Annotated in this window: 23 protein-coding genes; 21 read left to right on the forward strand and 2 right to left on the reverse strand. The window is 53.5% G+C overall.

The features are described from left to right. Positions 1-4: 4 nt before the first annotated feature. From ccmA to hisC, 16 genes are all read left to right on the forward strand, one after another. Positions 5-601, forward strand: coding sequence for a heme ABC exporter ATP-binding protein CcmA (gene ccmA / locus ACMAY6_RS07310; RefSeq protein ID WP_435215752.1), 597 nt, complete (start codon positions 5-7; stop codon positions 599-601). After that, positions 591-1,274, forward strand: coding sequence for a heme exporter protein CcmB (gene ccmB / locus ACMAY6_RS07315; protein ID WP_435215754.1), 684 nt, complete (start codon positions 591-593; stop codon positions 1,272-1,274). The genes ccmA and ccmB overlap by 11 nt, the downstream gene beginning before the upstream one ends. A 39-nt stretch (positions 1,275-1,313) precedes the next feature. Next, positions 1,314-2,045: a heme ABC transporter permease gene (locus ACMAY6_RS07320; RefSeq protein WP_435215756.1), complete on the forward strand. Its 732-nt coding sequence runs from the start codon at positions 1,314-1,316 to the stop codon at positions 2,043-2,045. Further along, positions 2,045-2,257: a heme exporter protein CcmD gene (gene ccmD / locus ACMAY6_RS07325; RefSeq protein ID WP_435215758.1), complete on the forward strand. Its 213-nt coding sequence runs from the start codon at positions 2,045-2,047 to the stop codon at positions 2,255-2,257. Before ACMAY6_RS07320 ends, ccmD begins: the two co-directional genes overlap by 1 nt. Beyond that, complete coding sequence (ccmE, locus tag ACMAY6_RS07330; RefSeq protein WP_435215759.1) at positions 2,241-2,702, forward strand: cytochrome c maturation protein CcmE; 462 nt, start codon at positions 2,241-2,243, stop codon at positions 2,700-2,702. Before ccmD ends, ccmE begins: the two co-directional genes overlap by 17 nt. Beyond that, a complete protein-coding gene (locus ACMAY6_RS07335; RefSeq protein ID WP_435215760.1) occupies positions 2,702-4,693 on the forward strand; it encodes a heme lyase CcmF/NrfE family subunit in 1,992 nt (663 codons plus the stop codon). Before ccmE ends, ACMAY6_RS07335 begins: the two co-directional genes overlap by 1 nt. Beyond that, positions 4,680-5,219 carry a DsbE family thiol:disulfide interchange protein gene (locus ACMAY6_RS07340; RefSeq protein ID WP_435215761.1) on the forward strand — a complete coding sequence of 180 codons (540 nt, stop codon included), beginning with the start codon at positions 4,680-4,682 and terminating at the stop codon, positions 5,217-5,219. The genes ACMAY6_RS07335 and ACMAY6_RS07340 overlap by 14 nt, the downstream gene beginning before the upstream one ends. Continuing rightward, complete coding sequence (locus tag ACMAY6_RS07345; protein ID WP_435215763.1) at positions 5,159-5,713, forward strand: cytochrome c-type biogenesis protein; 555 nt, start codon at positions 5,159-5,161, stop codon at positions 5,711-5,713. The genes ACMAY6_RS07340 and ACMAY6_RS07345 overlap by 61 nt, the downstream gene beginning before the upstream one ends. Next, the gene (ccmI, locus tag ACMAY6_RS07350; protein WP_435215765.1) at positions 5,710-6,924 is read left to right on the forward strand and encodes a c-type cytochrome biogenesis protein CcmI; all 1,215 of its coding nucleotides are present in this window, start codon (positions 5,710-5,712) and stop codon (positions 6,922-6,924) included. Before ACMAY6_RS07345 ends, ccmI begins: the two co-directional genes overlap by 4 nt. Positions 6,925-7,035: 111 nt before the next feature. Then, positions 7,036-10,533 (forward strand): chromosome segregation protein SMC, encoded by a 3,498-nt coding sequence (gene smc / locus ACMAY6_RS07355; protein ID WP_435215767.1) that lies wholly within the window; start codon positions 7,036-7,038, stop codon positions 10,531-10,533. 21 nt (positions 10,534-10,554) lie between these two features. Beyond that, positions 10,555-11,640: a cell division protein ZipA gene (gene zipA, locus ACMAY6_RS07360; protein WP_435215769.1), complete on the forward strand. Its 1,086-nt coding sequence runs from the start codon at positions 10,555-10,557 to the stop codon at positions 11,638-11,640. A 6-nt stretch (positions 11,641-11,646) separates the two neighbouring features. After that, positions 11,647-13,677 (forward strand): NAD-dependent DNA ligase LigA, encoded by a 2,031-nt coding sequence (gene ligA, locus ACMAY6_RS07365; protein ID WP_435215770.1) that lies wholly within the window; start codon positions 11,647-11,649, stop codon positions 13,675-13,677. Then, entirely contained in the window at positions 13,664-14,284 is a 621-nt protein-coding gene (locus tag ACMAY6_RS07370) for a transglycosylase SLT domain-containing protein (protein WP_435215772.1), read from the forward strand. The genes ligA and ACMAY6_RS07370 overlap by 14 nt, the downstream gene beginning before the upstream one ends. Before the next feature lie 90 nt (positions 14,285-14,374). Beyond that, complete coding sequence (gene phoB / locus ACMAY6_RS07375; RefSeq protein WP_435215774.1) at positions 14,375-15,076, forward strand: phosphate regulon transcriptional regulator PhoB; 702 nt, start codon at positions 14,375-14,377, stop codon at positions 15,074-15,076. A gap of 5 nt (positions 15,077-15,081) precedes the next feature. Beyond that, positions 15,082-16,368: a phosphate regulon sensor histidine kinase PhoR gene (gene phoR / locus ACMAY6_RS07380; protein ID WP_435215776.1), complete on the forward strand. Its 1,287-nt coding sequence runs from the start codon at positions 15,082-15,084 to the stop codon at positions 16,366-16,368. Positions 16,369-16,531: 163 nt separating this feature from the next. After that, on the forward strand, positions 16,532-17,593 hold the full coding sequence (gene hisC, locus ACMAY6_RS07385) for a histidinol-phosphate transaminase (RefSeq protein WP_435215778.1): 1,062 nt from the start codon (positions 16,532-16,534) through the stop codon (positions 17,591-17,593). On the opposite strand, the gene ACMAY6_RS07390 is transcribed toward hisC, so the two are convergent. Beyond that, entirely contained in the window at positions 17,590-18,717 is a 1,128-nt protein-coding gene (locus ACMAY6_RS07390; protein WP_435215780.1) for a beta-ketoacyl-ACP synthase III, read from the reverse strand. The genes hisC and ACMAY6_RS07390 overlap by 4 nt on opposite strands. A 32-nt stretch (positions 18,718-18,749) precedes the next feature. Then, complete coding sequence (locus tag ACMAY6_RS07395) at positions 18,750-20,045, reverse strand: citrate synthase (RefSeq protein WP_435215782.1); 1,296 nt, start codon at positions 20,043-20,045, stop codon at positions 18,750-18,752. A 192-nt stretch (positions 20,046-20,237) separates the two neighbouring features. On the opposite strand from ACMAY6_RS07395, the gene sdhC reads away from it, so the two are divergent. The 5 genes from sdhC (at position 20,238) to ACMAY6_RS07420 (ending at position 26,736) form a co-directional block, all read left to right on the forward strand. Next, entirely contained in the window at positions 20,238-20,627 is a 390-nt protein-coding gene (sdhC, locus tag ACMAY6_RS07400) for a succinate dehydrogenase, cytochrome b556 subunit (protein WP_435215783.1), read from the forward strand. Then, complete coding sequence (gene sdhD, locus ACMAY6_RS07405; protein WP_435215785.1) at positions 20,621-20,983, forward strand: succinate dehydrogenase, hydrophobic membrane anchor protein; 363 nt, start codon at positions 20,621-20,623, stop codon at positions 20,981-20,983. Before sdhC ends, sdhD begins: the two co-directional genes overlap by 7 nt. Positions 20,984-21,050: 67 nt before the next feature. Further along, positions 21,051-22,814: a succinate dehydrogenase flavoprotein subunit gene (gene sdhA / locus ACMAY6_RS07410; protein WP_435215787.1), complete on the forward strand. Its 1,764-nt coding sequence runs from the start codon at positions 21,051-21,053 to the stop codon at positions 22,812-22,814. A gap of 24 nt (positions 22,815-22,838) precedes the next feature. Beyond that, entirely contained in the window at positions 22,839-23,546 is a 708-nt protein-coding gene (locus ACMAY6_RS07415) for a succinate dehydrogenase iron-sulfur subunit (RefSeq protein WP_435215788.1), read from the forward strand. Positions 23,547-23,868: 322 nt separating this feature from the next. Next, positions 23,869-26,736: a 2-oxoglutarate dehydrogenase E1 component gene (locus ACMAY6_RS07420; protein WP_435215789.1), complete on the forward strand. Its 2,868-nt coding sequence runs from the start codon at positions 23,869-23,871 to the stop codon at positions 26,734-26,736. The last annotated feature ends 23 nt before the right edge of the window (positions 26,737-26,759 follow it).

Below are 26,759 nucleotides of genomic sequence, written 5' to 3' on the forward strand. Positions count from 1 at the left end.
TTAGATGGCGGATGACCTACTAAGACTTGAGTCCATCGACCTAGAGCGAGGTGTGCGGCGGTTACTCACGGGTGTGTCCCTCACCGTGCGTCCGGGGGACTGCTGGCAAATGCTGGGTAGTAACGGTAGCGGCAAAACCAGTCTCATGAGGGCTATGGCAGGGTTGACGCGTCTGGGTGTGCAGGGCTACCGAGGCGGCACAGATAGCGTGCTGTACCAAGGGCATCTTCCGGGGCTGAAGCCGTTACTCAGTTGTCGCGAGAATTTGCGATGGCATGGCAGTGGCCGCGTCACCTGCGATGGGCAAAAGATCGATGCCGCATTGGCTCGGGTAGGGCTTGAGGGTTATGAAGATACGGTTATCTGCCAGTTGTCAGCGGGGCAGCAGCGTCGAGTCGGTTTGGCGCGATTGTGGTTATCGGAGGCGCTACTGTGGTTGCTTGACGAACCATTTACAGCCATTGATGTGGACGGAACGGCGATACTCGAAGCACAGATACAACACCACTGTGCCACCGGTGGCGGAGTTGTGTTTACGAGCCACCAGCCTACGCATTTGCCTGAGCTGAAAGTTCTGGACCTCGATAAGTATGCTGCCTGAGGCGGGCGCATTCCTGCGTTATCAGGGGCGGCGCCACCTGCAGGTCGCGCTGCGGCGCCCCAGCGATATTGTTGGCCCCTTAATTTTCTTTTTAATGGTCATTACGCTCTTTCCCATTGGTTTGGGGCCAGACCCAACAGTGCTAGCGGCCTTGGCACCGGGAATACTATGGGTCGTGGCACTGCTCTCAAGCCTGGTTGTCAGTGGCCGCCTGTTTCAGGCTGATTTTGAAGACGGCACCCTCGAGCAGCTCGTGCTCTCGCCACATCCTCTTGCAATCTCCGCGATGGTTGAAGTTCTTTGTCACTGGCTACTCAGTGGCGTTTTGCTCGCTCTGGCATCACCGGCTTTTGCCGTTTTACTCAATATGCCCTCTCGAGCTATTCCCGTGCTGATGACAAGCTTAGCGCTGGGCACTCTATGCTTGTCTCTTATTGGCGCCGTGGCGGCCTCACTCACCGTTGCACTGCGGCGTGGCGGGGTGCTTTTGTCGTTGCTGTCGATTCCTCTTACTGTGCCTGTTCTGATTTTCGGCACGGCTGCTGTACGCGAGGCCGCCCTGGGCTACGATCCGTCATCATGGCTGGCGCTGCTGGGTGCTCTGGCAGCAGGTGGGTGTGTTTTGGCGCCATTCGCAATCGCAGCGGGCTTGCGGATTTCATTAGAAGCTTGAGGACAAGGTTTTTGAGCTGGAACGGGATATAATCACAGCATGTGGTCAATTGTGCACAAAATGGGATCGCCCCCCTGGTTCTATCGTTTCGCTAACGGCGCTATCGCATGGCTATTACCTATCGTGCTCGTGGCGCTCGTTGTCGGCTGCGTTTGGGGTTTGCTTGTAGCGCCACCCGATTATCGCCAGGGGAATAGCTATCGCATCATCTTCATTCACGTTCCAGCGGCGGTCGTTGCTCTTGCGGGGTACTACGTGATGGCAACCGCCGGCTTAATGAGCATCGTCTGGAAAATCAAAATGGCGGACACGGCGATGCGAGCGTTAGCACCCGTCGGCGCAGCCCTGACGTTTGTGGCATTGGTGACGGGATCTATCTGGGGCAAACCCACATGGGGAGCGTGGTGGGTGTGGGATGCCCGTATTACTTCTATGCTGATTTTGTTGTTTCTGTATCTGGGGGTGATGGCGCTGTCAGAGGCCTTCGATAATAAAGCTGCTGCCGCCAAAGCCTGCGCGGTTTTGTCTCTTGTTGGTACCGTCAATATCCCCATCATTTATAAGTCGGTAGATTGGTGGTACAGCTTGCACCAGCCGGCGTCGATAAAGTTTACCGGAGAGAGTGCGATCGACGCATCAATGCTCTATCCCTTGCTATTGATGATTGTGGCTTTTTATGGGCTATTTGCGTTATGCGTGCTATTGCGGATGCGCACAGAGCTGCTGACCACGCATCGCCAAACGTCTTGGCTGAGATCGGAGTTGTCCTGATGTACTTTGAAACCTGGTCAGCCGTTTGGCACATGGAGGGGCACGGACCCTACGTTTGGGCGGCATACAGCATCACTGCTCTGATCATTCTGTTTTTGGTGGTATCCCCCTGGCTTCGTGGTCGGCAACTGACCCGGGATATTCGCTATGACGAGCAGCGCCGAGCCGCCGTCTCAACTGCCTCGGGAGAAAACCATGCACCCGAAACGTAAGCAGCGGCTGATTGTTGCTCTTGGTATCGTGATATTTTCCAGTACTGCCATTGGATTGGTCAGCTATGCACTGCGCGGCAACATCAATCTTTTCTACCCGCCCGCCGAGGTGACCGCGGGTAACGCCCCCACCGATCGTGCGATTAGAGTTGGCGGTATGGTCGTTGAAGGCAGTATTCAGCGCTCAGAAACCGATCTAACCACCGTGTTTTCGGTCACAGACTACGACGGGGTGGTAGAGGTCAGCTACACCGGAATTTTGCCGGACCTGTTTGCCGAAGGTGAGGGCGTGGTGGCCTCAGGCATGCTGACCACGGACGGTCGGTTTATGGCGACGGAAGTCTTAGCGAAACACGATGAAAACTACATGCCACCGGAAGTGGCTGCCGCGCTAGAGGGCAAAAAGCCCAACGCCAGCGCTTATAATTTGCAGGAGGGTGGTTAATGCTTGCAGAGCTGGGACATTTTGCGCTGATCATTGCGTTCGTGCTCGCATGCCTGCAGGGGATTGTTCCTCTGATCGGGGCGTGGCGTGGTCACTCTGACAGCATGCTATTGGCGCCGCCCCTTGCGGTAGGCGTTTTTGTTTTTTTGTTAATTGCTTTTGGGATATTGACCACCACGTTCTTGCAAGATGACTTTTCGGTCAAAGTCGTTGCGTCAAATTCCAACAGTTTTATGCCTGACATCTACAAGTTCTCTGCGGTGTGGGGCAACCATGAAGGGTCGCTCTTACTCTGGGTATTGATTCTGTCCGGCTGGATGGTGGCAGTCGCTCAGTTTAGTCGCGGCTTGCCCCTCGTGGTGCTGGCGCGAGTGTTGGGAGTCATGGGGTTAGTCGCGGTTGGGTTCATCGCGTTTTCATTGCTAACTTCAAATCCTTTCGAGCGGCTGTTACCCGGTATTCCCGCCGAGGGCCGTGACCTTAACCCATTGCTCCAGGATCCGGGGCTAATCATTCACCCCCCCTTACTGTATATGGGCTACGTAGGATTTTCTGTGCCCTTCGCCTTTGCTATCGCGGCATTAATGGGCGGGCGTCTAGATGCAGCGTGGGCGCGTTGGTCCCGCCCCTGGACAAATGTGGCCTGGGGTTTCCTCTCTTTGGGCATCATGTTGGGGAGTTGGTGGGCCTACTATGAATTGGGCTGGGGGGGCTGGTGGTTTTGGGACCCTGTTGAAAATGCTTCTTTTATGCCTTGGTTGGTGGGCACTGCACTCGTGCATTCCCTGGCGGTGACAGAGAAGCGGGGGCTGTTTAGGTCTTGGACAGTGCTTTTGGCGATAGCTGCTTTTTCATTGTCGTTACTAGGGACGTTTTTGGTTCGCTCCGGTGTACTGACTTCAGTTCATGCTTTTGCTGCAGATCCCGATAGAGGGTTATTTATACTGATCTTTCTCGGGCTGGTTATTGGCGGCTCATTGGTCTTGTACGCAGTGCGGGCACCCACGGTTGCCAGTCGAGTTCAGTATGGAGCGTTCTCGAGAGAAGCTTTGCTATTGGCGAACAATTTCATCTTCGTGATCTCAGCAACCACCGTCCTCCTTGGAACCCTTTTCCCGTTGGTGATGGACGCGTTAGGTCAGGGAAAGTATTCGGTAGGCCCTCCCTATTTCAACGCGGTCTTCGTGCCACTAATGGCACTGTTGGTGCCTTTTATGGGAATAGGCCCGGTGAGCCGGTGGAAACAGGACACGCCCTCGCGATGGCGCCAAGAGCTGCTCGTTCCTGCCGCTGTTGTGGCCGTCTGCGCACTTGTACTGCCTGCAGTGTCTCTGGGCTTCAATCTGTGGGTGGCTTTGGCTATTTTGTTCTCGGGTTGGCTGCTAGTCGGACTGCTGCGGGACTTTTTGGAGCGGACACGCTCGGCTTCAGGTTTGGCAAGCAAATGGCGCCGGCTTACGCCGAGCTACTTGGGCATGCTGATGGCCCATGCTGGTTTTGCCGCCATGATCATTGGCGTGACGGTGGTGAGTCAACACAATGTAGAGAAAGATTTGCGCATGCTGCCGGGTGATATCGAAGAGGTGGCGGGCTATCGCTTTGAGTTCGTGAATGTCGTCAGAGTGGCGGGCCCTAATTACGATGCCGATCAGGCGAATTTTCGAGTGTTTAACGGGAATGAGTTAGTGGCGGAACTGTCGCCTCAAAAACGTCGGTATCGCGCGAGCGGTCAGGTTATGACAGAGGCAGCTATCGACCCTGGAGTCTTCAGGGACTTGTTTATTGCTATGGGCGAGCCCGTTGGAGAAGACGCTTGGGCTATACGACTGCAGTATAAGCCTATGATTCGATGGATATGGTTTGGAGCTTTGATGATTGGTTTTGGTGCCATCACCACGGCCTTTGATCGCCGCTACCGCCTGCGCGATCGGCACAGGGATACGGCCAAAAATCAGTCGTCGTTAGCAAGCCCCGCTCATGCCAAGGCTTAGATTATTTCTGCCACTCGCGGCCTTTATTCTTTTGAGCCTGCTGCTGTTCAAGGGGTTGTCCCTAGACCCGACTTCGCTGCCATCTGCGTTGGTGGGGAAGCCTTTGCCGGACTTTGAGCTGGAGGAATTACACTCTTCGGAGGTGCTTTCTCGTCAGCGCATTGTCGGTGAGCCCATGCTGGTAAATATTTGGGCGACTTGGTGTTACTCGTGCCGAGTGGAGCACCCTTTCTTGCTGGAATTGGCGGCTCAGGGGGTCAGAATAATTGGGCTCAATTACAAAGACGACAGTGACAAGGCAATCGGTTGGCTTGAGGACCTAGGCGATCCCTATGCATTAACGCTGTCTGACACCGAGGGTATGTTGGGGCTGGACATGGGCGTATACGGCGCACCTGAAACCTACGTAGTGGACGCTGAGGGCGTCGTTCAATATCGGCATGTTGGTGTTGTCGATGAGCAGGTATGGCAGAGCGTATTGTCCGCGTGGTTTCCGCAGCCAAAAATTACGAGTGTCTTGCAGTGAGGTTCTATGACTTGGTGGTTCGCTGGTTGCTGGCTTGCAGCCTCTGCGCCGTAGCAATAGCGGCTCAAGCGGTTATCGAGACCTATGAGTTTTCAGATGTGACTTTAGAGCGTCGCTACCACAGCCTCAGCGATGAGCTGCGGTGCCCAAAATGCCAAAATCAAACCATCGCAGACTCGAATGCCCCTATCGCAAAAGACCTAAGGTTTTTATTGCATGAGCAGCTGGAGTCGGGCGCCAGCGACGATGAGATATTGAGTTTTATGGTGGCTCGCTACGGAGAATTTGTGCGTTACCGTCCCGGTTTAGACAGCAACACGGCGTTGCTTTGGTATGGCCCATTGCTCCTGACATTGGTGACTTTGGCAGCCTTAGCTATGCATCTTCGAGGGAGACATAGGGCCACAGCTCCTGCGGAGCCCACGGAGGAAGAGCGGGAGGCGCTTCGCGCTCAAATGACAAAACTCAGTGGCGAGCGGGAGCGGCAAGCGTGACGACTTTCTACGTTGCTGCGGCGGCCCTTACGCTGGTCGCCCTTGGGCTTCTTCTGATACCTCGATGGCACAGCCGTCGTTGGCAGGGGGAGTCCAATTTAGACTGGCTTACGCTGCGGCAAAGTGAACTACAAGACAGCGGGCTAGCAGAACAACAAACCCTTAGCCGTGATGCAGAGCTGCGTATTTTGGACGAAACACCGGACCCTGTCAGCGAAGTGGCGACTGAGAGCACGGGGAAATTTGCGGGAGGGATAGCAGGTGCACTGCTATTGGTTATGGTGGTCGTCATTGTTCCCGTGCTGCTCTATTGGGACCTTGGTGCGATTGAAGATGTGCGCATTACTGCAGCTTTAGAAAATATGCAGGACGCTTCCCCGGCGGAAGTGCAAACCCTGCTGGCTGACATTGAGCTGCGATCGGACGCTAAACCCGGCAACATGGAGTACTTGTCGCTGCTTGGAGAATACTACACAGCGCAAAACGAGCATGTGCAGGCGTTGGAGATCTACGAGCAATTACTGCAGCAGTTTCCCGAGAGTGCCGAGCTACTTGCGCGTGCCGCTCAGGCCGAATATTTGAAAGGGGAGCGGTTGCTAACTGATCAGGCCAGGCGCAGGGCTGAGGCCGCCCTAGCGATAAATCCTGAGCAGCGCAGTGCTCTGGGTACTCTAGGGATGGCGGCTTTTGAGGCCGGTAATTACAGCCAGGCGCTTCAGTACTGGGAGCGGTTGCTAGCGTTTGAGGCGCCCGGGACTCCGGGTTTCCAAATGTTGACAACGATTATTGCCGAAGCAAAGACGCGGGGAGGGCTGTCTAATGAACTCGCAGCATCTATGGCTATGCCGAAAGCTGGAGCCGAGCTAACCCCGGGCATAGGTGTCATCGTCAATGTTGCAATGCCTGACGGTAGCACCCCTCGTGGGACAGTCTTCATTGTTGCGCGTCCCAGCGGTGCAACACAGCGTATGCCAACGGCAGCCGTTCGACGCAGCGCCAGTGAACTGCCGCTGTCGGTACGTCTAGACGATGCCTCCTCAATGGCCGGACAGAAGATATCAGCACTAAACCGGGTCGATATTGAGGTGCAGCTGTCTGCTACGGGTCAGCCGGGGCGGGCTAATGCCAGCTGGCTGGCGACCGCGGCTAATGTAGAGCCAAGCACAGACGCGGCGATCCAGCTGATTCTCGAGGCTGTCGAGCCACAGTGACGAAATCGTGAACTGGTCCTAAGGCTAGATATAGTGTTAGGAGCCGGCAGGGTATACACTACATGTTGTGTCGGCAGGGTTACGTTCTGTCGTTTTTCAATAGGTAGGTAAATGCGTCTCAAATCCATAAAGCTGGCTGGCTTCAAATCCTTCGTTGACCCTACTACGGTCAACTTTCCAAGCAACATGTGCTCTGTCGTGGGACCAAACGGCTGCGGCAAATCCAATATTATCGACGCAGTGCGATGGGTCTTGGGGGAGAGCTCTGCCAAGAACCTCCGTGGCGAGGCCATGACGGATGTAATTTTCAACGGAACGACCCACCGTCAGCCCGTTGGGCAGGCGTCTATTGAGCTGATCTTTGACAATACCTCTGGCAAGTTGGTGGGAGAGTACGCAGCTTATTCGGAAATATCGGTGCGTCGAGTTGTCGGTCGCGAGGGCACATCGGAATACTGGTTAAATGGCGCTAAATGCCGTCGCCGAGATATCACAGACCTGTTTCTGGGCACCGGCTTGGGGCCTAGAAGTTATGCCATCATTGAACAGGGCATGATTTCTCGTTTAATTGAGTCCAAGCCAGAAGAACTCAGGATATTTATTGAAGAAGCGGCCGGAATCTCGAAGTATAAAGAGCGCCGCCGTGAAACTGAGAGCCGGATGCGGCGAACACTTGAAAACCTGGATCGCCTTGCCGATCTACGTGAAGAGTTAGAACGCAACCTTCAACATTTACTGCGCCAGTCTCAAGCCGCAGAAAAGTATGCTGAATTTCGTGCCGAAGAACGCGAGCTTAAATCTCAGCTTCTTGGACTGCAGTGGCGTGAGTTTCAGCAAAGCAGCAAGGAGAGCCAGCAAGCCCTTGCGGATCTTGATATCAAACAAGAGGCCGAGCGCGCTGCGTTCGAGCGGGTGGGCGCAGATATTGAAGGTACGAGAGTTTCTCTAGCTGAAGCTACCGATGCCTTTAACAGTGTTCAGGCCGATTACTATTCAGTTGGCGGGGAGGTCACCCGGGTCGAGCAGGCTTTGAAATACGAGCAGGAGCGGCGTGCCACTATTGAATCTGATTTGTTGCAGACCCGCGAGGGATTGCAGGAGTCAAAAGGGCACCTAAATGCGGATACCGAGCGTCTGGGTGCTTGGCGAGCCGAGCTCGAATCCTTGCGTCCCTTGCTCGTTGAGCAGCGAGGAGCCGCTGACACTGCTGCGGGATTATCTGCCGCAGCCGAAGAGGCTATGACGCAATGGCAAAGCCGCTGGGACGAATTTAACCAAAGTGCTGCTGGTCCTAAGCAGGCCTCTGAGGTGCAACAAAGTCGCATCGTCTACCTAGAGCAAGTGCTTCAGCGAATTCATGAGCGCGGAGGAAAATTGCGCAAGGAGCTTGAAGCGCTGGCCGAGGAAGATGTCGACAAAGACCTGCCCGAGTTGGAAGCGCAAATTCGTGATGGCGAGGAGGCGGTTAAGGCTCAAGAGGCCGCGTTACTCCAGCTTGATGCCGAAGTGACCCAACAGCGCGAAAACATTGAGCGCTTGCGGGATGAGCAAGATCAGGTGCGCGCCCGGGTGCAGCAGCTAAAGGGTCAAGAAGCATCACTTCAGGCACTGCAAGAAGCAGCGCTGGCCGAAGGCGATGTCTCAGCGACACAACAATGGCTCGCGGATATGGGGCTCGATAGCAGTGGCAATGTGTACGAGGCCTTGCAGGTTCAAGACCAGTGGTCGATGGCCGTAGAATGTGTTTTGGCAGCACGGCTAACGGGTGTGTGTACCCAGTCTTTTACTCAAGTTCAAGCAGCTTTTGGTTCCGCGCCTGCGGGTGCCAGTATTTTGGCGGCCGGCGAAGTGGGCACGGGCGCGCCTGGAACGCTGGCTGAGAAGGTCGTAGGGCCTGCGTCCGTGCTCGCGGTGCTGTCAGGCGTACATATCGCTGCAGATCTGGTAGATGCTCAGAGACTTTTGACGACGCTGGCAGATACCGCGTCGGTTATCACCCCCGAGGGCGACTGGTTGGGGTACGGGTGGGCCTCTAAACCGTCAAAGAGCGATGCTGGTCAGGGAATAATACTGCGCAAAGCGTCCCTCGACGCAGTAGCTACAGAGCTGGCTGAGCTCGAGGCATCGCTACAAACGATTAATCAAACCCTCGCTGAGCTTCAGGAATCAAGACGCGGCAACGAAGACCAGCGCAGAGCCGGGGAAGCAACACTTAAAACCACGGTGCAAGATCAAGCGGCCAAGGTTACTGAGCGTGGTGCGAGAGTTGCTGCCGTCGAACAAACGCGCCAGCGAACTCAGCAGCTTCAGGCAGATTTAGCCGACTCAGGATCTCAGTTTGAGACGGAGCAAACCTCACTTGCTGCGGCAAGATCAGAATTGCAAACGGCGATCGACCAAATGGCCCTCGACGGTGAGCAGCGCTCCGCCTTAGGCCAAGAGCGGGATAAACTGAACAGCCAGCTACAAACGGCTCGCGAAGGCGCTCGCGAAGCCCGTGATAACGCGCACCGCACGGATGTCCGCGTGCAAAGCCTCGACAGTCAGGTTGAGACGGTTGCGAGTTCCATTGCGCGCCTCGAACAACAAGTGGAGCAGTTGCAGGGCAGGGTAAGCGATCTCGCAGAGCAACTGCCCGTCGGCGATAACCCTGATGCTGAACTTCAGTCTGAACTGGAGACTTTATTGGCTCAACGTGTCGACGCGGAGACAGCGTTAACCGCCGCTAGACAACGGGTGTCTGATAACGATCATGCGTTGAGAGAGCAGGAAAAACTTAAGCTTGCTGCGGAGCACAGGCTACAGGCGCTCTATTCTGAACTGGAGTCCGGTCGCTTACGTCAGGCTGAAAGAAACGTCAGGATTGAGAATCTTGAAGGGTTACTTAGAGAGCTTGAAGTGAGCCCTCAAGAGGTGGTGGAACGTCTCCCGGAGGATGCCTCCGAGCCCGAATGGCAAGTGAAAGTAGAGCGTGTGGCGGCTCGTATAGCGCGTTTGGGTCCTATTAATTTAGCGGCTATCGATGAGTACGCTAAGGCCTCAGAGCGTAAAACTTATCTCGATGCTCAAGATGCTGACCTTCAGGAAGCGCTGCAGACGCTTGAGGGCGCTATTCGTAAAATTGATAAAGAGACCCGCAGTCGCTTTAAAGAGACATTCGAGCAGATCAATTCAGGGTTTGCTGAGTTGTTTCCGAGGGTCTTTGGTGGTGGAACCGCTAACCTTGAGATGACAGGTGACGATCTGCTGGATACCGGGGTTGCGATCATGGCCAGGCCTCCCGGCAAGAAAAACAGCACGATTCACCTTCTGTCGGGTGGTGAGAAGGCAATGACAGCTATCGCTTTGGTGTTTTCAATATTCCAGCTTAATCCGGCGCCGTTTTGCATGCTGGATGAGGTTGATGCGCCGCTGGATGATGCCAACGTCGGACGCTACGCCCGTATGGTGAAAGAAATGTCAGAGCGGGTTCAGTTTATCTTTATCACGCACAATAAAATCACCATGGAAGCGGCGAATCATTTGATGGGCGTCACGATGCACGAGCCCGGAGTGTCACGTCTGGTTACTGTGGATATTGAGGAAGCGGCACAGCTCGCAGCCAGTTAACGCCGGAGAGGGGGAAAGGCGATGGATCATATGATTCGGGACTGGATGATCATCATAGGCGTCTGCCTGATTATGGTGGTGTTGATCGACGCACTGAGACGGGTGTTCAAAGATCGTCGCGACGAGGTGCGTCTTAATGCAAAAATCTCTCGGCGCGACCTTGAAGAGGTTGACGACGATTCCTTTGATCTGTTGACTGAGCTACCTAACGGCGGGGCTCGTATTGTCAGTCGTAGTGATCTTCAGCCCTCCTCAGTGACTGAGGGTGCTGCTGCGGAGTCTGTTGTGACAAATCCAATGCCGTCGAGTGACGCTAGTACCAGTGCGGTGTCCGCGCAGGCGGCAACGGAGTCCTCCGAGGTATTATCCACGCATCAAGAGCCAGCAATTGAGTCCGACCCAGAACCCAAGCCAAAGCTAGAATCCGAGCCAGAGCTTCCATCATTTTCAGCCACTGATGACGATCATGAGCCTGTGAGTTTCGCACCAGCTCAGCAAGCTGAGTTAGCACAAGACCCTGTCCCCGAGGCCTCACCAGAAAATACCGTGGCGCAGGCGGCTAAGAGCGGGCCACAAGATGAGGACTCTGCGGTAGAGACGATGGATTGGTTGGAGGGGCTAGACGTGCCTGAGGCCGAGCCGGAGCCTGAAGCCCGGTTGCCCCGTGACCTTGATCCCCATGTTTTTGTTCTTAACGTCATGTCGCGATCGGAGTCAGGGTTTGCCGGTTCAGACATTCTAGGCGTGCTTCTTGCCTGCGATTTGCGTTTTGGTGATATGGATTTTTTCCACCGGCATGAGCATCGGGCTGGACGGGGCCCGATCCAATTTAGCGTGTGCAACATGCTTAAGCCCGGGGTTTTCAATATCGATGAGATGGGTTCGCTCTACACTCGTGGCTTGATGTTCTTTATCACATTGCCCGGACCTGAGGATATGTTAAAGGCTTTTGATTACATGCACGAGACCGCTAAGGCCGTGGCGAAGAATTTGGATGGCTATTTATTAGATGAAACTCGCAGCGGGGTGACCCGGCAAAGCATTGAGCACATGCGTCAGCAAATCCGCGAATTAGAGCGCCGCGTTGCTTTGCAAAATCGGCGCTGACAAGACATGTCCGATGTTGTGCCTGATGATGAAGCGCAAAGGTTGCGGAGCCTCTTGCAACAGTGGAGTGACGAGTATTACCGCAATGATGCGCCCACTGTCAGTGACAGTGAATTCGATAGAACGTTGCTGGCACTGCGTGAACTCGAAAACGAATTCCCCCAGCTAATCACGGCCGATTCCCCCACCCAGCGCGTGGGTGCAGCTCCCCTTGCGGCTTTCGATCAGGTTGTTCATCGGTTGCCCATGCTCTCACTAGACAACGCTTTTGATGCGGATGATCTTGTGGACTTCGATAGGCGCATTAGTGCGCGTTTGGATGGTGCCCAAGTTCGTTACGCTTGTGAGCCGAAACTAGACGGCATAGCCGTAAGCATCGTGTGGCAGGAGGGCGACATGGTGTTGGCAGCGACCCGTGGCGACGGCCGTACTGGAGAAAATATCACTCAAAACGTGCGCACTATAGACTCGGTGCCGTTGCGTTTGTCGGGGGAGGGTATTCCTCGTTACCTCGAGGTTCGAGGCGAGATCTTTATGCCCAGAGCTGGATTTGAGGCCTTTAACGCCAAGGCGCGTCGCGAGGGAGATAAGCCTTTCGTCAATCCCCGCAATGCCGCTGCGGGCAGTTTGCGTCAACTGGACTCAAGTATCACCCGGCGCCGCCCGTTAGCCTTCTGTGCCTATGCCGTAGGGTATACCGAAGGTGTGAGCAGGACGCTTCTCAGCCACTCTGAAGCAATGCTTCAACTCAGTGCATGGGGAATACCGATATCCTCCCACAGCCGCTCAGTAGAGAGTATCGACGCTTGTGAGCGCTATTACACGGAGCTTTCGCAGTTGCGAGAAAGTCTAGGTTTCGACATCGATGGCATTGTCTTTAAGGTCGATGACTTTGCCGAGCAAGAACGTCTGGGCTTTGTATCTCGGGCACCGCGTTGGGCTATCGCTCGAAAATTTCCCGCTCAGGAAGAAATGACGGTTGTTCTGGATGTTGAATTTCAAGTTGGTAGAACTGGAGCGGTTACCCCGGTCGCTAGGTTAGAGCCAGTCTTCGTTGGGGGCGTTACGGTCTCAAATGCGACGCTGCACAATGCTGACGAAATCGCGCGGCTTGGCCTCAAGGTTGGAGATACCGTAATCGTGCGCAGAGCGGGGGATGTTATCCCTCAAGTCGCCGCCGTCGTGGCCGAACGCCGGTCCGAGAACGCCCACAGCGTTGTTTTCCCTGAAAGCTGTCCAGCTTGTCAAAGCGCTCTGGTGCGTGAATCAGGAGAGGCTGCATGGCGCTGCGACGCGGGCTCTTCTTGTCCGGCTCAACGTCGGGCAGCGATTGAGCACTTTGTTTCGCGTCGGGCTATGGATATCGACGGGTGTGGAGAGAAAATTATCGATCAGTTAGTCGATTTGGAGCTGATAGAAACAGCCGCTGACCTGTACACCTTAACTCAGGAGAGTCTCGCTGAATTGGAGCGGATGGGCGAAAAGTCTGCTCGAAATTTGCAAGCCGCCATCGAAGCCAGCAAAGAAACAACGCTGGCGCGCTTTATCTATTCTCTGGGGATCCGCGAGGTGGGAGAGACCACCGCCCGCCAGCTGGCGGAATATTTTGGTGCCCTAGATCCTTTGTACGCGGCTACCGTTGAGCAGCTGCAGGAGGTCGAAGATGTCGGGCCCATCGTCGCCGGGCACCTGAGACGGTTCTTTGCAGACGCCACGAAGCAAGAAATGATAAACCGGTTCTTGGCTCAGGGAGTGAATTGGCCTGCCCCCGAGGTGAAGGCCGGTGATCTACCACTATCAGGGCAGATTTGGGTGGTTACCGGTAAGTTGGAGGAGATGGGTCGTGATCAAGCAGAGGCAAGTCTTCGAGCTCTTGGAGCTAAGGTATCAAGCAGCGTCAGTGGCAAGACAAACTGTGTCGTTGCAGGTCCAGGAGCGGGCTCGAAACTGAAGAAAGCACAGTCACTGAACATCACCGTGATCGACGAGCTCGAATTCATTGCTCGAGTTGAAGGTTGGAAAAATGACGAAGCGTAGTTTGCTGAGATTTTCTTTTCTGTTATGGATGCCACTTTTCATATCTGCCTGCGCGACATCTCCCCCCAGTGATGTCAGTAACGTCTGCGAAATTTTCCGGGAGAAGTCCGGCTGGTACAAGGACGCCAAAAAATCTCGAGCGCGATGGGATACTCCCATTTCTGTGATGATGGCCATCATGCACCAGGAGTCGCGGTTCGTTGCCACGGCCAAGCCGCCCCGCAAAAAGATTTGGGGCATTATTCCTGGGCCTAGACCCTCTGACGCCTATGGTTACTCCCAGGCCAAGGATGCGACTTGGGAGTGGTACCAGCGAAGCTCTGGTAGCTACGGTGCGGATCGGGACGACTTTGGGGATGCGATTGACTTTATCGGTTGGTACAACGACATGAGTTACCGCCAGAACGGTATCGCTAAAGACGATACCTTTCGGCTCTATCTGGCCTACCATGAGGGTCATGGCGGCTTTAAGCGCAAGACTTATCGTGACAAACAGTGGTTGGTTGATGTTGCTAGAAAGGTGGATGGCCGAGCCAACACCTACAATACGCAGCTTAAGGGCTGCGTGAAAAGCCTTGAAGATGACAAATGGTGGGACTTTTTCTAGGTTTCACCAAGCTGGATAATTGTTGGCTGTAACATTACCGTCACATTGTTGCCGTGTAATGCTTCTCTGGAAAGAGCATGGATACCCACAATGACCATCCATAAAGTTTTGATTGTTGATGACGAATTGGCTATTCGAGATATGTTGCGGATGGCGCTTGAAGCAGCTGGTTATGAATGCCTAGAGGCAGAGACAATCGACTCCGCCTATCATCAAATAATTGACGATCGCCCTGACATTATCTTGTTGGATTGGATGCTGCCGGGTGGGAGTGGGATTGAGCTTTTACGGCGGATTAAGCGCGCAGAAATGACTCAGGACTTACCTGTCATCATGCTCACGGCAAAAGCGGCTGAACACAATGTTATTCAAGGTCTTGATGTTGGTGCCGACGACTATATCACTAAGCCCTTTGCGCTGAGAGAGTTGTTGGCGAGGATTAAAGCCTTGCTGCGACGAGCAAAAAGTTCGGATGATCGAAACCTCCTAGTCGTCAGAAACCTCACAATAGATGTCGATAGTCGCCGTGCGTTTATCAGCGAGGAGCCGCTGCAACTTGGCCCCACCGAATTTAACCTGCTGCTGTTTTTTATGTCTCATCCAGAGCGTGCCTATACTCGGAGTCAACTGTTAGACCGAGTTTGGGGCGCCAACATATACGTCGAGGAACGAACCGTAGACGTGCATATTCGGAGGCTCAGAGCCGCTTTAGACGCCGCTGAGGGCAACTATAGTCAGCTCGTTCAGACGGTACGTGGAACGGGATACCGCTTCTCTGAGCAGGGGTTTTAGCGTCTATGGCTCCAGCAAAAACCTTTCGCAGGGAGGTTCATTCGGTCGTCGCGATTCTGTTGCTGGGAGCAGGTGCCGGATTGCTCTTGGATAAACCTGCCTGGGGGCTTGCGTTTGGAATGGGGGCCATTCTTTCGCTTTGGTCTTATCAACTGTTACGAGTCCAAAGGTGGATGTTGGATCCGACGGTTGAGCCGCCGAAGGCTGGCGGCGTGTGGGGCCTTTTTCTAGATAACATTTATGCCATTCAGCGTCGTAATCGTGAGGCGCAGTTGCGGCTGGAATCAACCTTGGATTACCTCCAAGACTCACTCGCAGCAATGCGAGATGCGGCCGTTATTGTTGACCCACATGCAAATGTGGCTTGGGCTAACGACTCAGCTGATTTTCTTTTAGGGATTAATTTCCCTTCAGACCAAGGGCAACCCCTGCTGAATTTAATCAATTCCATCGATTTTCGTGAGTATTTTGAGACGGACGATTACTCAGACCCTCTTCGCGTGCTGCCCGAGGGCGATAGGGGACGTTGCTTGCAGTTTGAGATTGCCCGATTTGGCATGGGTGATCGCTTAGTCTTTGCTCGAGACGTGACACGGACCTTTCGCTTGGAGCAGATGCGCCGCGATTTTGTGGGAAATGTATCCCATGAGTTGCGCACCCCGCTAACGGTCATTAAGGGTTACATCGAAACGCTGCAATCACTCGAAGAGTTCAGTGCAACGCGGTTCCAACGACCTCTGGAGCAGATGAGCCAACAAGCGTTGCGCATGGAAAATCTGGTCACGGACTTATTGTGGTTATCGCGTATTGAGGCGGTAGAAACCCTGCGCAAAACCGAGCTGATTGATATGCCTACGCTGATCGTGGGAATCGTGGCAGAACTACAGCCGGCGTTCCCTGAGAGACGCATCAGGCTAAACCAGGAGAGCGAAGCGGCAATTCGCGGGGACGAAAGAGAGTTACACAGCGCACTGAGCAATCTCGTTATCAATGCCCTGAAGTACAGTGATGGTGATGTTGTGTTGCGCTGGTGGTCGAGTGAAAACAATGCCACGTTTTCGGTGAACGATACGGGCATTGGCATAGAACCTCATCACATAGCCCGACTGACGGAGCGATTTTACAGAGTGGACAAGAGTCGCAGTAATGCCGGAGGTGGTACGGGGCTCGGTCTAGCGATCGTCAAACACGTGGCGAACTCACATCAGGCGGACCTCACAATTGATTCCACAGTGGGCGTTGGCAGTTGTTTTAGTTTGGCCTTTCCCTTTGATGCTGCCGATACGCTGTGACACATGTTCTTAAGTGCCGACAATTTGGTTCTCTGCTTCAGTAAACCCGGGTTTTTGCATGTTTGTGCGAATGCCGCAGATTGTGTGTTGTTGAGTGACAACCACTGACAGCAACGGCGATCCTCAAGTATCCTTGGCGAGTCCGTAATACAGGCAAAGGATTATGAGCAAATTTTGGAGTTCGGTTGTTAATAACCTGAAGCCCTACACTCCCGGGGAACAGCCAAAAGTTCCTGGGTTAATAAAGTTAAATACTAACGAGCACTGTTTACCACCCTCGACTGAGGCTATGGCGGCGCTTGGTAATGTTAGCTCTGAGGCCCTGCGACGTTACCCGGATCCCGAGAGCACTGCGTTGCGAAGAGCGATCGCTAATGCTGAGGGTTTAGCCGAAGGCCAGGTGTTTGTCGGCAACGGCTCAGATGAAGTTTTAGCCCACATTTTTCAGGGACTACTTTCGAGCAACGACAGTTTAGTAGCTCCTGACATTACCTACAGTTTTTATCCCGTCTGGGCGGCGCTTTATGGGCTGGAACTTAAAACGGAAGCTTTGCTGGCTGATTTCACCATTGATGTGAATCGTCTGCTACAGCATCCCGAATCTATTCTGTTGGCCAACCCCAATGCGCCTACAGGCAGGGCGCTAACGTTGGCGGAGATCAAACGTCTGGTTGACAGCAACCCGGATCGACTCGTTGTAGTTGATGAGGCGTACTACGGATTTGGTGCCGATTCAGCGTCTTCCTTACTCACTGAGGCGGAAAACTTGATTGTTACCAGGAGCCTTTCAAAGTCACATGCTCTTGCCGGGTTACGGGTGGGCTATGCCCTGGGTTCCGCTGAATTGATTGAAGGGCTGATTCGGGTGAAGGATAGTTTTAACAGCTACCCTCTAGACGCCTGTGCACAGTCTGTGGCGACCGCGGCTATCGAAGATACCCAGTGGCTGAGTCGTAGCAGTGCATTAGTCACCGAGAATCGCGACAGACTGACGCAAGACCTGCGTGATTTAGGCTTTGAGGTTTGCCCAAGTTTGGCGAACTTTATTTTCGTGCAGCACCCCCAACATGAGGGGCGGGACTTGTTTGAGTATCTCAGAGCAAAAAACATATTGGTAAGACGTTGGGATAAAAAACCCATAGCCAACTTTCTACGGATTACCGTGGGCACACACGAGGAGTGCTCAGCGCTCGTGCAGTGTCTTAAAGAGCGGTGTGCGCCTTAAGTTGCACGTAATACCACGCTTCCTATGGAGTAACCTGCGCCAAAAGAGCACAAAACGCCGAGTTCGCCTGGGGTTAAGTCGTCTCGGTTTAAGTGAAATGCAATGATGGAGCCCGCAGATGACGTATTGGCGTAGGTATCGAGAATCGTTGGCGACTCTTTGTCGGATGGGTCACGCCCAAGCACCCGACGGGCGATTAAGTCATTCATATTTCGGTTGGCTTGATGTAGCCAGAGGCGACTGAGCTGATCTGCCTGTAGATCTAGATCAGCCAGTTGCTCGGTAATTTGCTGGGCAACGGCGGGGCAGACTTCTTTAAAAACTTTGCGGCCCTCTTGAACAAAGAGCTTATCAACAGCACCAACACCGCTCTCGTCGGCACGATTCATAAAGCCAAAATTGTTTCTGATATTGTTTGAGAAAATCGTCTGCAAGCGCGTATCGATAATTTCAAAGTGTGGCTTTGCCTGAACTACAGCCTTCGACTCGATCACTACCGCAGTCGCAACATCGCCAAAAATGAAGTGTGCATCTCGGTCTCGAAAATTAAGGTGTCCGGTACATATTTCGGGGTTGACCATAAGAATTCGCTGGGACGAACCCGCGCGAATAGAATCTCGCGCTTGCTGAATACCAAAGGTTGCCGAAGAGCAGGCGACGTTCATGTCGAAAGCAAAGCCTTTTGCGCCTAATGCGGCCTGTATCTCTACGGCCATGGCGGGGTAGGCGCGCTGCATATTGGAAGCGGCAACAATGACCGCGTCTAAATCTGAACCGTCTAGGCCTGCAGCCTCAAGCGCCTGTCGCGCCGCTTTGACGCCGATCTCTGCCATGACTGACAGCTCGCTGTTTGGACGCTCAGTCACCTTAGGTGCCATTCTGTGGGGATCGATAATGCCTGATTTATTCAGCACGAAGCGGGATTTAATACCCGACGCTTTTTCAATAAACGCTGTCGATGAATACGTTCGGGCTTCTACCTCACCTTTTGCGATTGCCTCACTGTGCTCATCGTTGAACAGATCAACCCAGGCGTTGAAAGCCGTGACTAGCTCCTCGTTGCTGATGGACTCTTCTGGTGTGAAGAGCCCCGTGCCACTGATAACTGCATCGGTCGGCTTCATTTCAACCTCGGTGCTTGATGATTGAGCGCAGCTTAGCGTTTGTCTAGGGACACATAGTCTCGCTGTTGATACCCGGTGTACAGCTGCCTTGGACGGCCGATTCGGTAGCTCCCTGAGATCATCTCATTCCAGTGGGCTATCCAACCTACGGTTCGCCCAATGGCGAAAATGACGGTGAACATCGATGTGGGTATTCCCAGGGCTTTCAGAATAATTCCCGAATAAAAGTCAACGTTCGGGTACAACTTCTTCTCAATGAAATAGGGGTCCTGCAATGCAATTTCTTCGAGTCGCTTGGCAATTTCCAACATTTCATCGTGAATGCCCAGTTCAGCAAGAACTTCATCAGCCGCCTGCTTCATAACCTTCGCTCGGGGATCAAAGTTTTTGTAAACGCGGTGACCAAACCCCATGAGCCGGAAGGGGTCATTTTTGTCTTTGGCTTTAGCGATGAATTTATCGATGTTATCTACGGTGCCGATTTCCTCAAGCATTTTCACGACGGCCTCGTTGGCTCCGCCATGTGAGGGCCCCCAGAGGGCGGCGATTCCAGCTGCGATACAAGCAAACGGGTTGGCCTGTGACGACCCTGCGAGCCTAACCGTGGAAGTGGACGCGTTTTGCTCGTGATCTGCATGGAGCAAGAAAATACGATCAATCGCCCGGGCAATAGTGGGGGAAATCTTGCTGGGTTCGCAGGGAACGCCAAACATCATGTGCAGGAAGTTAGTTGCGTAGTCCATGCTGTTATCGGGATACATAAACGGCTGTCCGATACTGAACTTGTAGCTCATTGCAGCAATGGTAGGCATTTTTGCGATAAGGCGGTATGCCGCTACCTTGCGGTGGTATGGATCAGAAATATCGGTTGAGTCATGGTAGAACGCTGACAGCGCTCCAACAACGCCGCACATAATTGCCATGGGGTGCGCATCTCGGCGAAATCCATTGAAAAAAGTTCTAATCTGCTCGTGGACCATGGTGTGCTGATGCATCGTACTGACGAATTCATCGCGCTCTTCAGCAGAGGGTAGCTCTCCGTAGAGCAACAGATAGCAGGTTTCTAGGTAGTTGCTCTCTGCAGCGAGTTGTTCGATGGGATAGCCTCTGTGCAGCAAAATGCCTTTCTCGCCATCAATGAATGTGATTTTCGATTCGCAGGCCGCTGTGGAGGTAAAACCCGGGTCGTAGGTAAAGAGTCCGTTGCTTGTAAGGCTGCCGACGCCAACGACATCTGGGCCGAGTTCAGCCTGAAAAACGGGTAAATCGATGGAGTCGACGGACCCGTTTCCGTGGTCTATTGACAGTGTGGCTTTTTTATCGCTCATCAGTAATTCCTGGAACAGCAGTTGCGGGGAGCGCCAAACTATATGCCGCGCTCAGAGAAAGTCAATTTAGAAAGTCCCACAGTAGAGTTATTTTGAGTTGTTTAAAACATAAAATTGTCAGGGCTGTGACGTAAGCATATAATGTGGCGCGGCCTTTCAGCCCTCTCACTAGATAACGCAAGGAACCACCCTGTGAAACCTTTGGTCAGTAAGGACAAACGTCCGGTTAATCTGGATCTCGGCTCCATGAAGCTGCCTATCACTGCTTACGTGTCAATTACTCACCGCCTGTCCGGTGTGTTTTTGTTCTTGGTGAGTGGACTCATGGTATGGGCTCTCGACACTAGCCTGCGCTCTGAGGAGGGGTTCAATAGTGTCGCGTCAACACTAACAATGCCCCTGAGCAAAGCCATTCTGTGGCTCATAGCATCTGCGCTGAGTTATCACGCGCTATCAGGCGTTAAACATATCATTATGGATTTCGGTATTGGTGAAACCATGAAGGGTGGGGTGACAGGGGCTCGGATCGTCATCGCACTTGCGGTAATTTTATCGGCTGTGTGGGGTGTTGCGATATGGTAACTCAGGTCACTAGCTTCAGCCGCTCGGGCCTTTCAGACTGGCTCATACAGCGTGTTACGAGTTTGGTTCTACTCGCCTATTTCGTGTGCTTGGCAGGAATTTTGTTGGGCGGGGTCGATGATTACGCCACATGGAAGGCGATAAACGATACCACTGCCATGCGGATTTTCACTTTACTCGCGGCGATGTCGTTGGCGGCGCATGCTTGGATTGGCCTTTGGGCTGTCTACACAGACTATCTTACCGAACGGATGCTAGGGCCGCGGGGCCACTTTATCCGTCGGTTTTGCCAGCTTGGAACGGTATTTGCGCTGGTGATTTACCTTTTATGGGTCATACAAATTCTTTGGGGATGATCTTTCTCGCTTGGATTCTGTGAGATTTGCGCTATAACCCCGCCTGACTGAGCGATTGGAGCTGAGAATGCGAACTATTTCTTTTGATGGAGTGATTGTAGGTGGCGGCGGTGCTGGAATGCGCGCGGCGTTACAGCTGTCACAGTCTGGCTACAAAACGGCCGTTATCTCTAAGGTCTTTCCAACGCGCTCGCACACGGTCTCTGCACAAGGTGGCATAACCTGCGCTATTGCAAGTTCCGATCCCAACGACGATTGGCGCTGGCACATGTATGACACCGTTAAGGGGTCTGATTATATTGGCGACCAAGATGCCATTGAGTACATGTGTTCTGTGGGCCCCGAGGCCATTTTTGAGCTTGAGCACATGGGTCTTCCCTTCTCGCGCACCGAAGAGGGCCGTATTTACCAGCGGCCCTTTGGTGGCCAGTCGAAGGACTACGGCAAAGGCGGGCAAGCCGCGCGCACCTGTGCAGCCGCTGACCGTACCGGCCACGCGCTGTTGCACACCCTGTATCAAAACAACGTCAAAAACGAGACGGTATTCTTCAACGAGTGGTTCGCTGTCGATTTGGTGAAAAACCAAGACGGCGCTGTCACGGGCGTAATCGCCATCTGCATAGAGACCGGCGAAACCGTTTTTGTGAAATCTAAGGCGACGGTATTTGCCACGGGCGGCGCTGGGCGTATCTATGCTTCAACGACCAATGCCCACATCAATACCGGTGACGGCATCGGGATGGGGTTGCGCGCAGGTGTGCCGGTCCAGGATATGGAAATGTGGCAGTTCCATCCCACAGGCATCTACGGCGCGGGCACCCTTGTGACCGAGGGTTGCAGGGGCGAGGGCGGCTATCTGATCAACAAGGATGGCGAGCGCTTTATGGAGCGCTATGCACCCAACGCCAAAGATTTGGCGGGTCGAGACGTAGTGGCGCGGTCTATGGTGCTGGAAATTCTCGAGGGCCGGGGCTGTGGCGAACATGGGGATCACGTAAAGCTGAAACTGGACCATTTGGGTGAGGACGTTTTAGAGTCGCGGCTGCCAGGTATTTGCGAGTTGAGCCGCACTTTCGCCCACGTTGATCCGGTCAAAGAGCCAATTCCCGTGGTGCCTACCTGTCACTACATGATGGGGGGTATTCCCACCAACGTTAACGGACAGGCGATTACTGTTGATGACCAAGGCAACGATCACATTATTCCCGGGCTATATGCTTGCGGCGAAGTGGCCTGCGTTTCGGTTCACGGAGCCAACCGATTGGGTGGCAATTCACTGTTAGATCTTGTGGTCTTTGGCCGTGCTTCCGGGCTATTTATTGAGAGTGCACTGCGCGACGGTATTGATTTGCGCGAGTCGTCCCAGAGTGACATCGATGCGGCGGGCGAACGACTGCGGCACCTCAACGAGAGTAAAGGTGGGGAGAACGTCGCCGATTTGCGTCGAGAGCTTCAAAACACCATGCAGAATCACTTTGGCGTGTTCCGTCGCGGTGATTTCATGCAAGAGGGTATTGCGAAGCTGGCAGAGCTCCGTGGCCGCGTAGAAAATGTCGCGCTGGAGGACAAATCAGATGCGTTCAACACTGCGCGTATCGAGGCACTCGAGCTCCACAATTTGTTTGAGGTTGCAGAAGCCACCGCTGTCGTGGCAGAAGCCCGTAACGAAAGTCGCGGTGCCCATGCACGAGAAGACTTCACCGAGCGCGACGACGAAAACTGGCTATGTCATTCGGTGTATCACAGTGAAGGTAAAAAGGTCAGCAAGCGGGGCGTTAACTTCACCCCCAGCACTGTAGAAACCTTTGAACCGCAAATCCGTTCTTATTGATTATTTGGCTTGGGAGATATTGGTATGTTGCAGGTCAGTATTTATCGCTACAACCCTGAGGTAGACAACGCTCCACACATGCAGGAGTTCGAATTCGATACCGAGGGAAAAGACCTGATGGTCTTGGACGTGCTGGAGGCAATTAAAGCCGGTCACGACAGCAGTGTCACTTACCGACGAAGCTGCCGAGAGGGTGTCTGCGGCTCAGATGGACTCAATATCAATGGTAAGAATGGTTTAGCTTGTATTACGCCGCTGTCTGAAACCGTTAAAAATGACAAGCTGGTGGTGCGGCCTTTACCGGGGCTTCCGGTAATAAGGGATCTCGTTGTTGATATGAGCCTCTTTTACGCGCAGTACGAGAAGATTCAACCGTTCCTCCAAAACAACTCACCCGCTCCTGCCATTGAGCGGCTGCAAACGCCTGAAGATCGCTCTCAACTCGATGGGCTCTATGAGTGTATTCTTTGCGCCTGTTGCTCTACTAGTTGCCCGTCTTTCTGGTGGAATCCCGATAGGTTTATCGGGCCTGCAGGGTTGCTTCAAGCCTATCGCTTCTTGGCCGATAGTCGTGACACGGCGACCGACGAGCGTCTGGCCAAACTTGATGACCCCTTCAGTGTGTTCCGGTGCCATGGGATCCAGAATTGTGTCAACGTTTGCCCCAAGGGTTTGAACCCCACTAAAGCCATTGGCCACATTCGCACGATGCTGCTCAATCGCGCCACCTAGTGCCTTTACCGCTGGGACTGGCGGCTAAAGAATAAGCGAAGAGGGGGCCTTGCGCCCCTTTTTAGTGCATAAAAGACTCGCATAGCCTGAAAGCATGATTGATATTCCGCTTTAGAATATTGTGACAAAAGAACAGATAAACTCCCCGGATTTCCCGTATTTCAGGGGGCGAAACCTACACCCGTGGATCAGTTGCGATTAAAATAGCGGGGTCTCATCGGGGGCTGCGCTTATTTGAAGGTATTTGGAGACGCGCGGGTGGGGATCGCCTTGTCATGCGCGACCCTTCAATCAGCGGTAACGAAGAAGCACGGAGTCAAACATGGCACAATCCTCTGCATTGCAGGGAATGCTGGAGTTGTGGGGGTCTTCCCACATTTCGGGTTCAAACGCAGCCTACGTTGAGTCGCTGTACGAACAATACCTTGTTGACCCCAATGCCATTACCCCGGAATGGCGCGATTACTTTGATCGCCTCCCAAGGGTCAAAACCGAAAATTCAGCATTGCGTGACGTTCCCCACTCGGTGGTTAGGGACCAGTTCGCCGCGATAAGCAAGATGCGGGTTAGAACCGAAGCAACAGTGGCTCATGACTCACAGGCCACTGAGTATGAGCGGAAGCAAGTACAAGTTGTTCAATTGATCTCAGCATATCGACAGCGTGGACACCAGCAGGCTTCACTTGATCCTCTTGGCTTGTATCCTAGAGCGACGGTTCCCGATTTAGATTTGGCTTTTCATCAGCTCAGCGAGGCAGATGCCGATACTGTTTTTCAGGTCGGGAGCCTTTATCACGGTGCGAGCGACGCCACACTGCGCGACATCGTAGATGCGCTGCAGCGTACTTACTGCCATACCATTGGCGCTGAATTCATGCATATTGTGGACACAGAACAGCGCCACTGGATCATGAGTCGGATGGAGTCAGTGCGTTCGGCCCCCGAGTTTTCTCGGGAGCAACGCCTGCAGGTTTTGCGGCGGTTAATCAAAGCTGAGGGGCTTGAGAAGTCCTTAGGTTCGAAGTACCCGGGCACCAAGCGCTTTGGTCTTGAGGGAGGCGAAAGCCTGATCCCCATGATGTCTGAGGCGATTGAGCGCATTGGGGGTTATGGCGCCAAAGAGATCGTGATTGGCATGGCCCACCGGGGACGGTTAAACGTGCTGATCAACATTTTGGGGAAAAACCCTGGCGAACTGTTTGATGAGTTTGAAGGACGCGCTGAATACACCGGTTCTGGTGATGTTAAATACCACCAAGGATTTTCTTCAAATGTGATGACAAGCGGTGGTGAAGTCCATCTTGCGCTCGCTTTTAACCCCTCTCATTTAGAAATTGTTTCTCCCGTTGTCGAGGGATCTGTTCGAGCACGACAGGATCGCCGTGATGATCCTGAGGGGGATTCGGTTGTTCCTATCGTGATCCACGGGGATGCCGCATTTGCTGGGCAGGGTGTCGTGATGGAGACGTTTCAAATGTCTCAGACTCGGGGGTATAAAACCGGCGGGACGCTGCACATTGTTCTTAACAACCAAGTGGGCTTTACCACCAGCGATCGTATTGATGCACGCTCTACCGAGTACTGCACTGACGTTGCCAAGATGGTTCAGGCACCAATCTTTCATGTCAATGCAGATGATCCCGAAGCGGTCGTTTTTGTTACGCAGCTAGCGGTTGATTTCAGGAACACTTTTAAACGGGATGTGGTTATTGATCTCATTTGCTACCGCAGGCGTGGCCACAACGAGGCGGATGAGCCCGCAGTCACTCAGCCCCAAATGTATGCAGCCATTAAAACGCATCCAACAACCCGTGACCTATACGCTCAGCGACTCATTGCCGAGAACATGTTAACGGAGGAAGAGGACGTCGCCTTAATGGCCCGTTATCGGGAGTCTTTAGAGCGTGGAGAACCTCTGGTCAGCTCTTTAGTAATGGAGCCCAACAACAGGTTGTTTGTCGATTGGGGGCCTTATTTGGGCCATCCCTGGACTGTTGAATGCGATACCCGTTTCCCGCTTGGGCAGCTGAGACTTCTCTCCGAAAAAATTGCGAGTGCCCCGGAGGGGTTCGCGGTGCAGCGCCAGGTCACCAAGCTTTTGGAAGATCGCCGCAAAATGGGTGTTGGTGGTCAGGAGATAAACTGGGGTTTTGCCGAAATTATGGCCTACGCATCGCTGTTAGTGGAACAGTTCCCAGTGCGTATGACGGGGCAGGATATCGGCCGCGGCACCTTTTCGCACCGTCACGCTGTCATCCACAATCAGAAAGAAGTGGGGCGGCACATTGCGTTGCAGCACCTTGACGACAATCAAGCCGATTTCCGGATTTATGATTCGCTCTTATCTGAGGAAGCCGTGCTGGCTTTCGAATATGGCTACGCGACGACATCGCCAACCGGGTTGGTGGTCTGGGAGGCGCAGTTTGGTGACTTTGCCAACGGCGCTCAGGTGGTTATTGATCAGTTCATTGCCAGCGGAGAGCATAAGTGGTCCCGAGTTTGCGGCTTAACCATGTTGCTGCCTCATGGCTACGAAGGGCAGGGGCCTGAGCATTCATCCGCTCGACTTGAGCGCTATTTGCAGATGTGTGCTGAAGAAAATATGCAGGTCTGCATGCCAACCACCCCGGCGCAGGTTTTTCACATGCTGCGTCGTCAAGCTATTCGACCTTTACGCAAGCCGCTGATCGTGATGTCGCCAAAAAGTTTGCTGCGTCACAAAGAGGCGACCTCGACGCTAGAAGAGCTGGCCGATGGAAGATTTGAGACTGTCCTAGATGAAACAGATCAGCTCGACCCCACTTCGGTGAAGCGCGTCATTTTATGCTCAGGCAAGGTTTTTTATGACTTGCGTGCGGCGCGTCGCGAGCGAGAAATCGACAATATTGCGATTATTCGTATGGAGCAGCTCTACCCGTTCCCTGAAAATGATCTGGCTAGAGTGTTGGCCCCATACACCAATATTGAAGACGCGATTTGGTGCCAGGAAGAGCCAATGAATCAAGGGGCTTGGTACGCGAGCCAGCACAATATGCGTCGCGTTATCCAGCGCCACAAAGTTGATGTGTATTTGCGTTATGCGGGCAGGGAGGCGTCAGCCTCGGTCGCCGCCGGCTATACAGCATTGCACTTAAAACAGCAGGAAAGTTTCATAAACGAAGCCCTGGGCCCTATGCCCTGGGGTAATTGATCAGGATTTAAGTAGGAAAAAAA

It is taken from the genome of Luminiphilus sp. nBUS_16, assembly GCF_051201645.1.
Taxonomy (GTDB): Bacteria; Pseudomonadota; Gammaproteobacteria; order Pseudomonadales; family Halieaceae; genus Luminiphilus.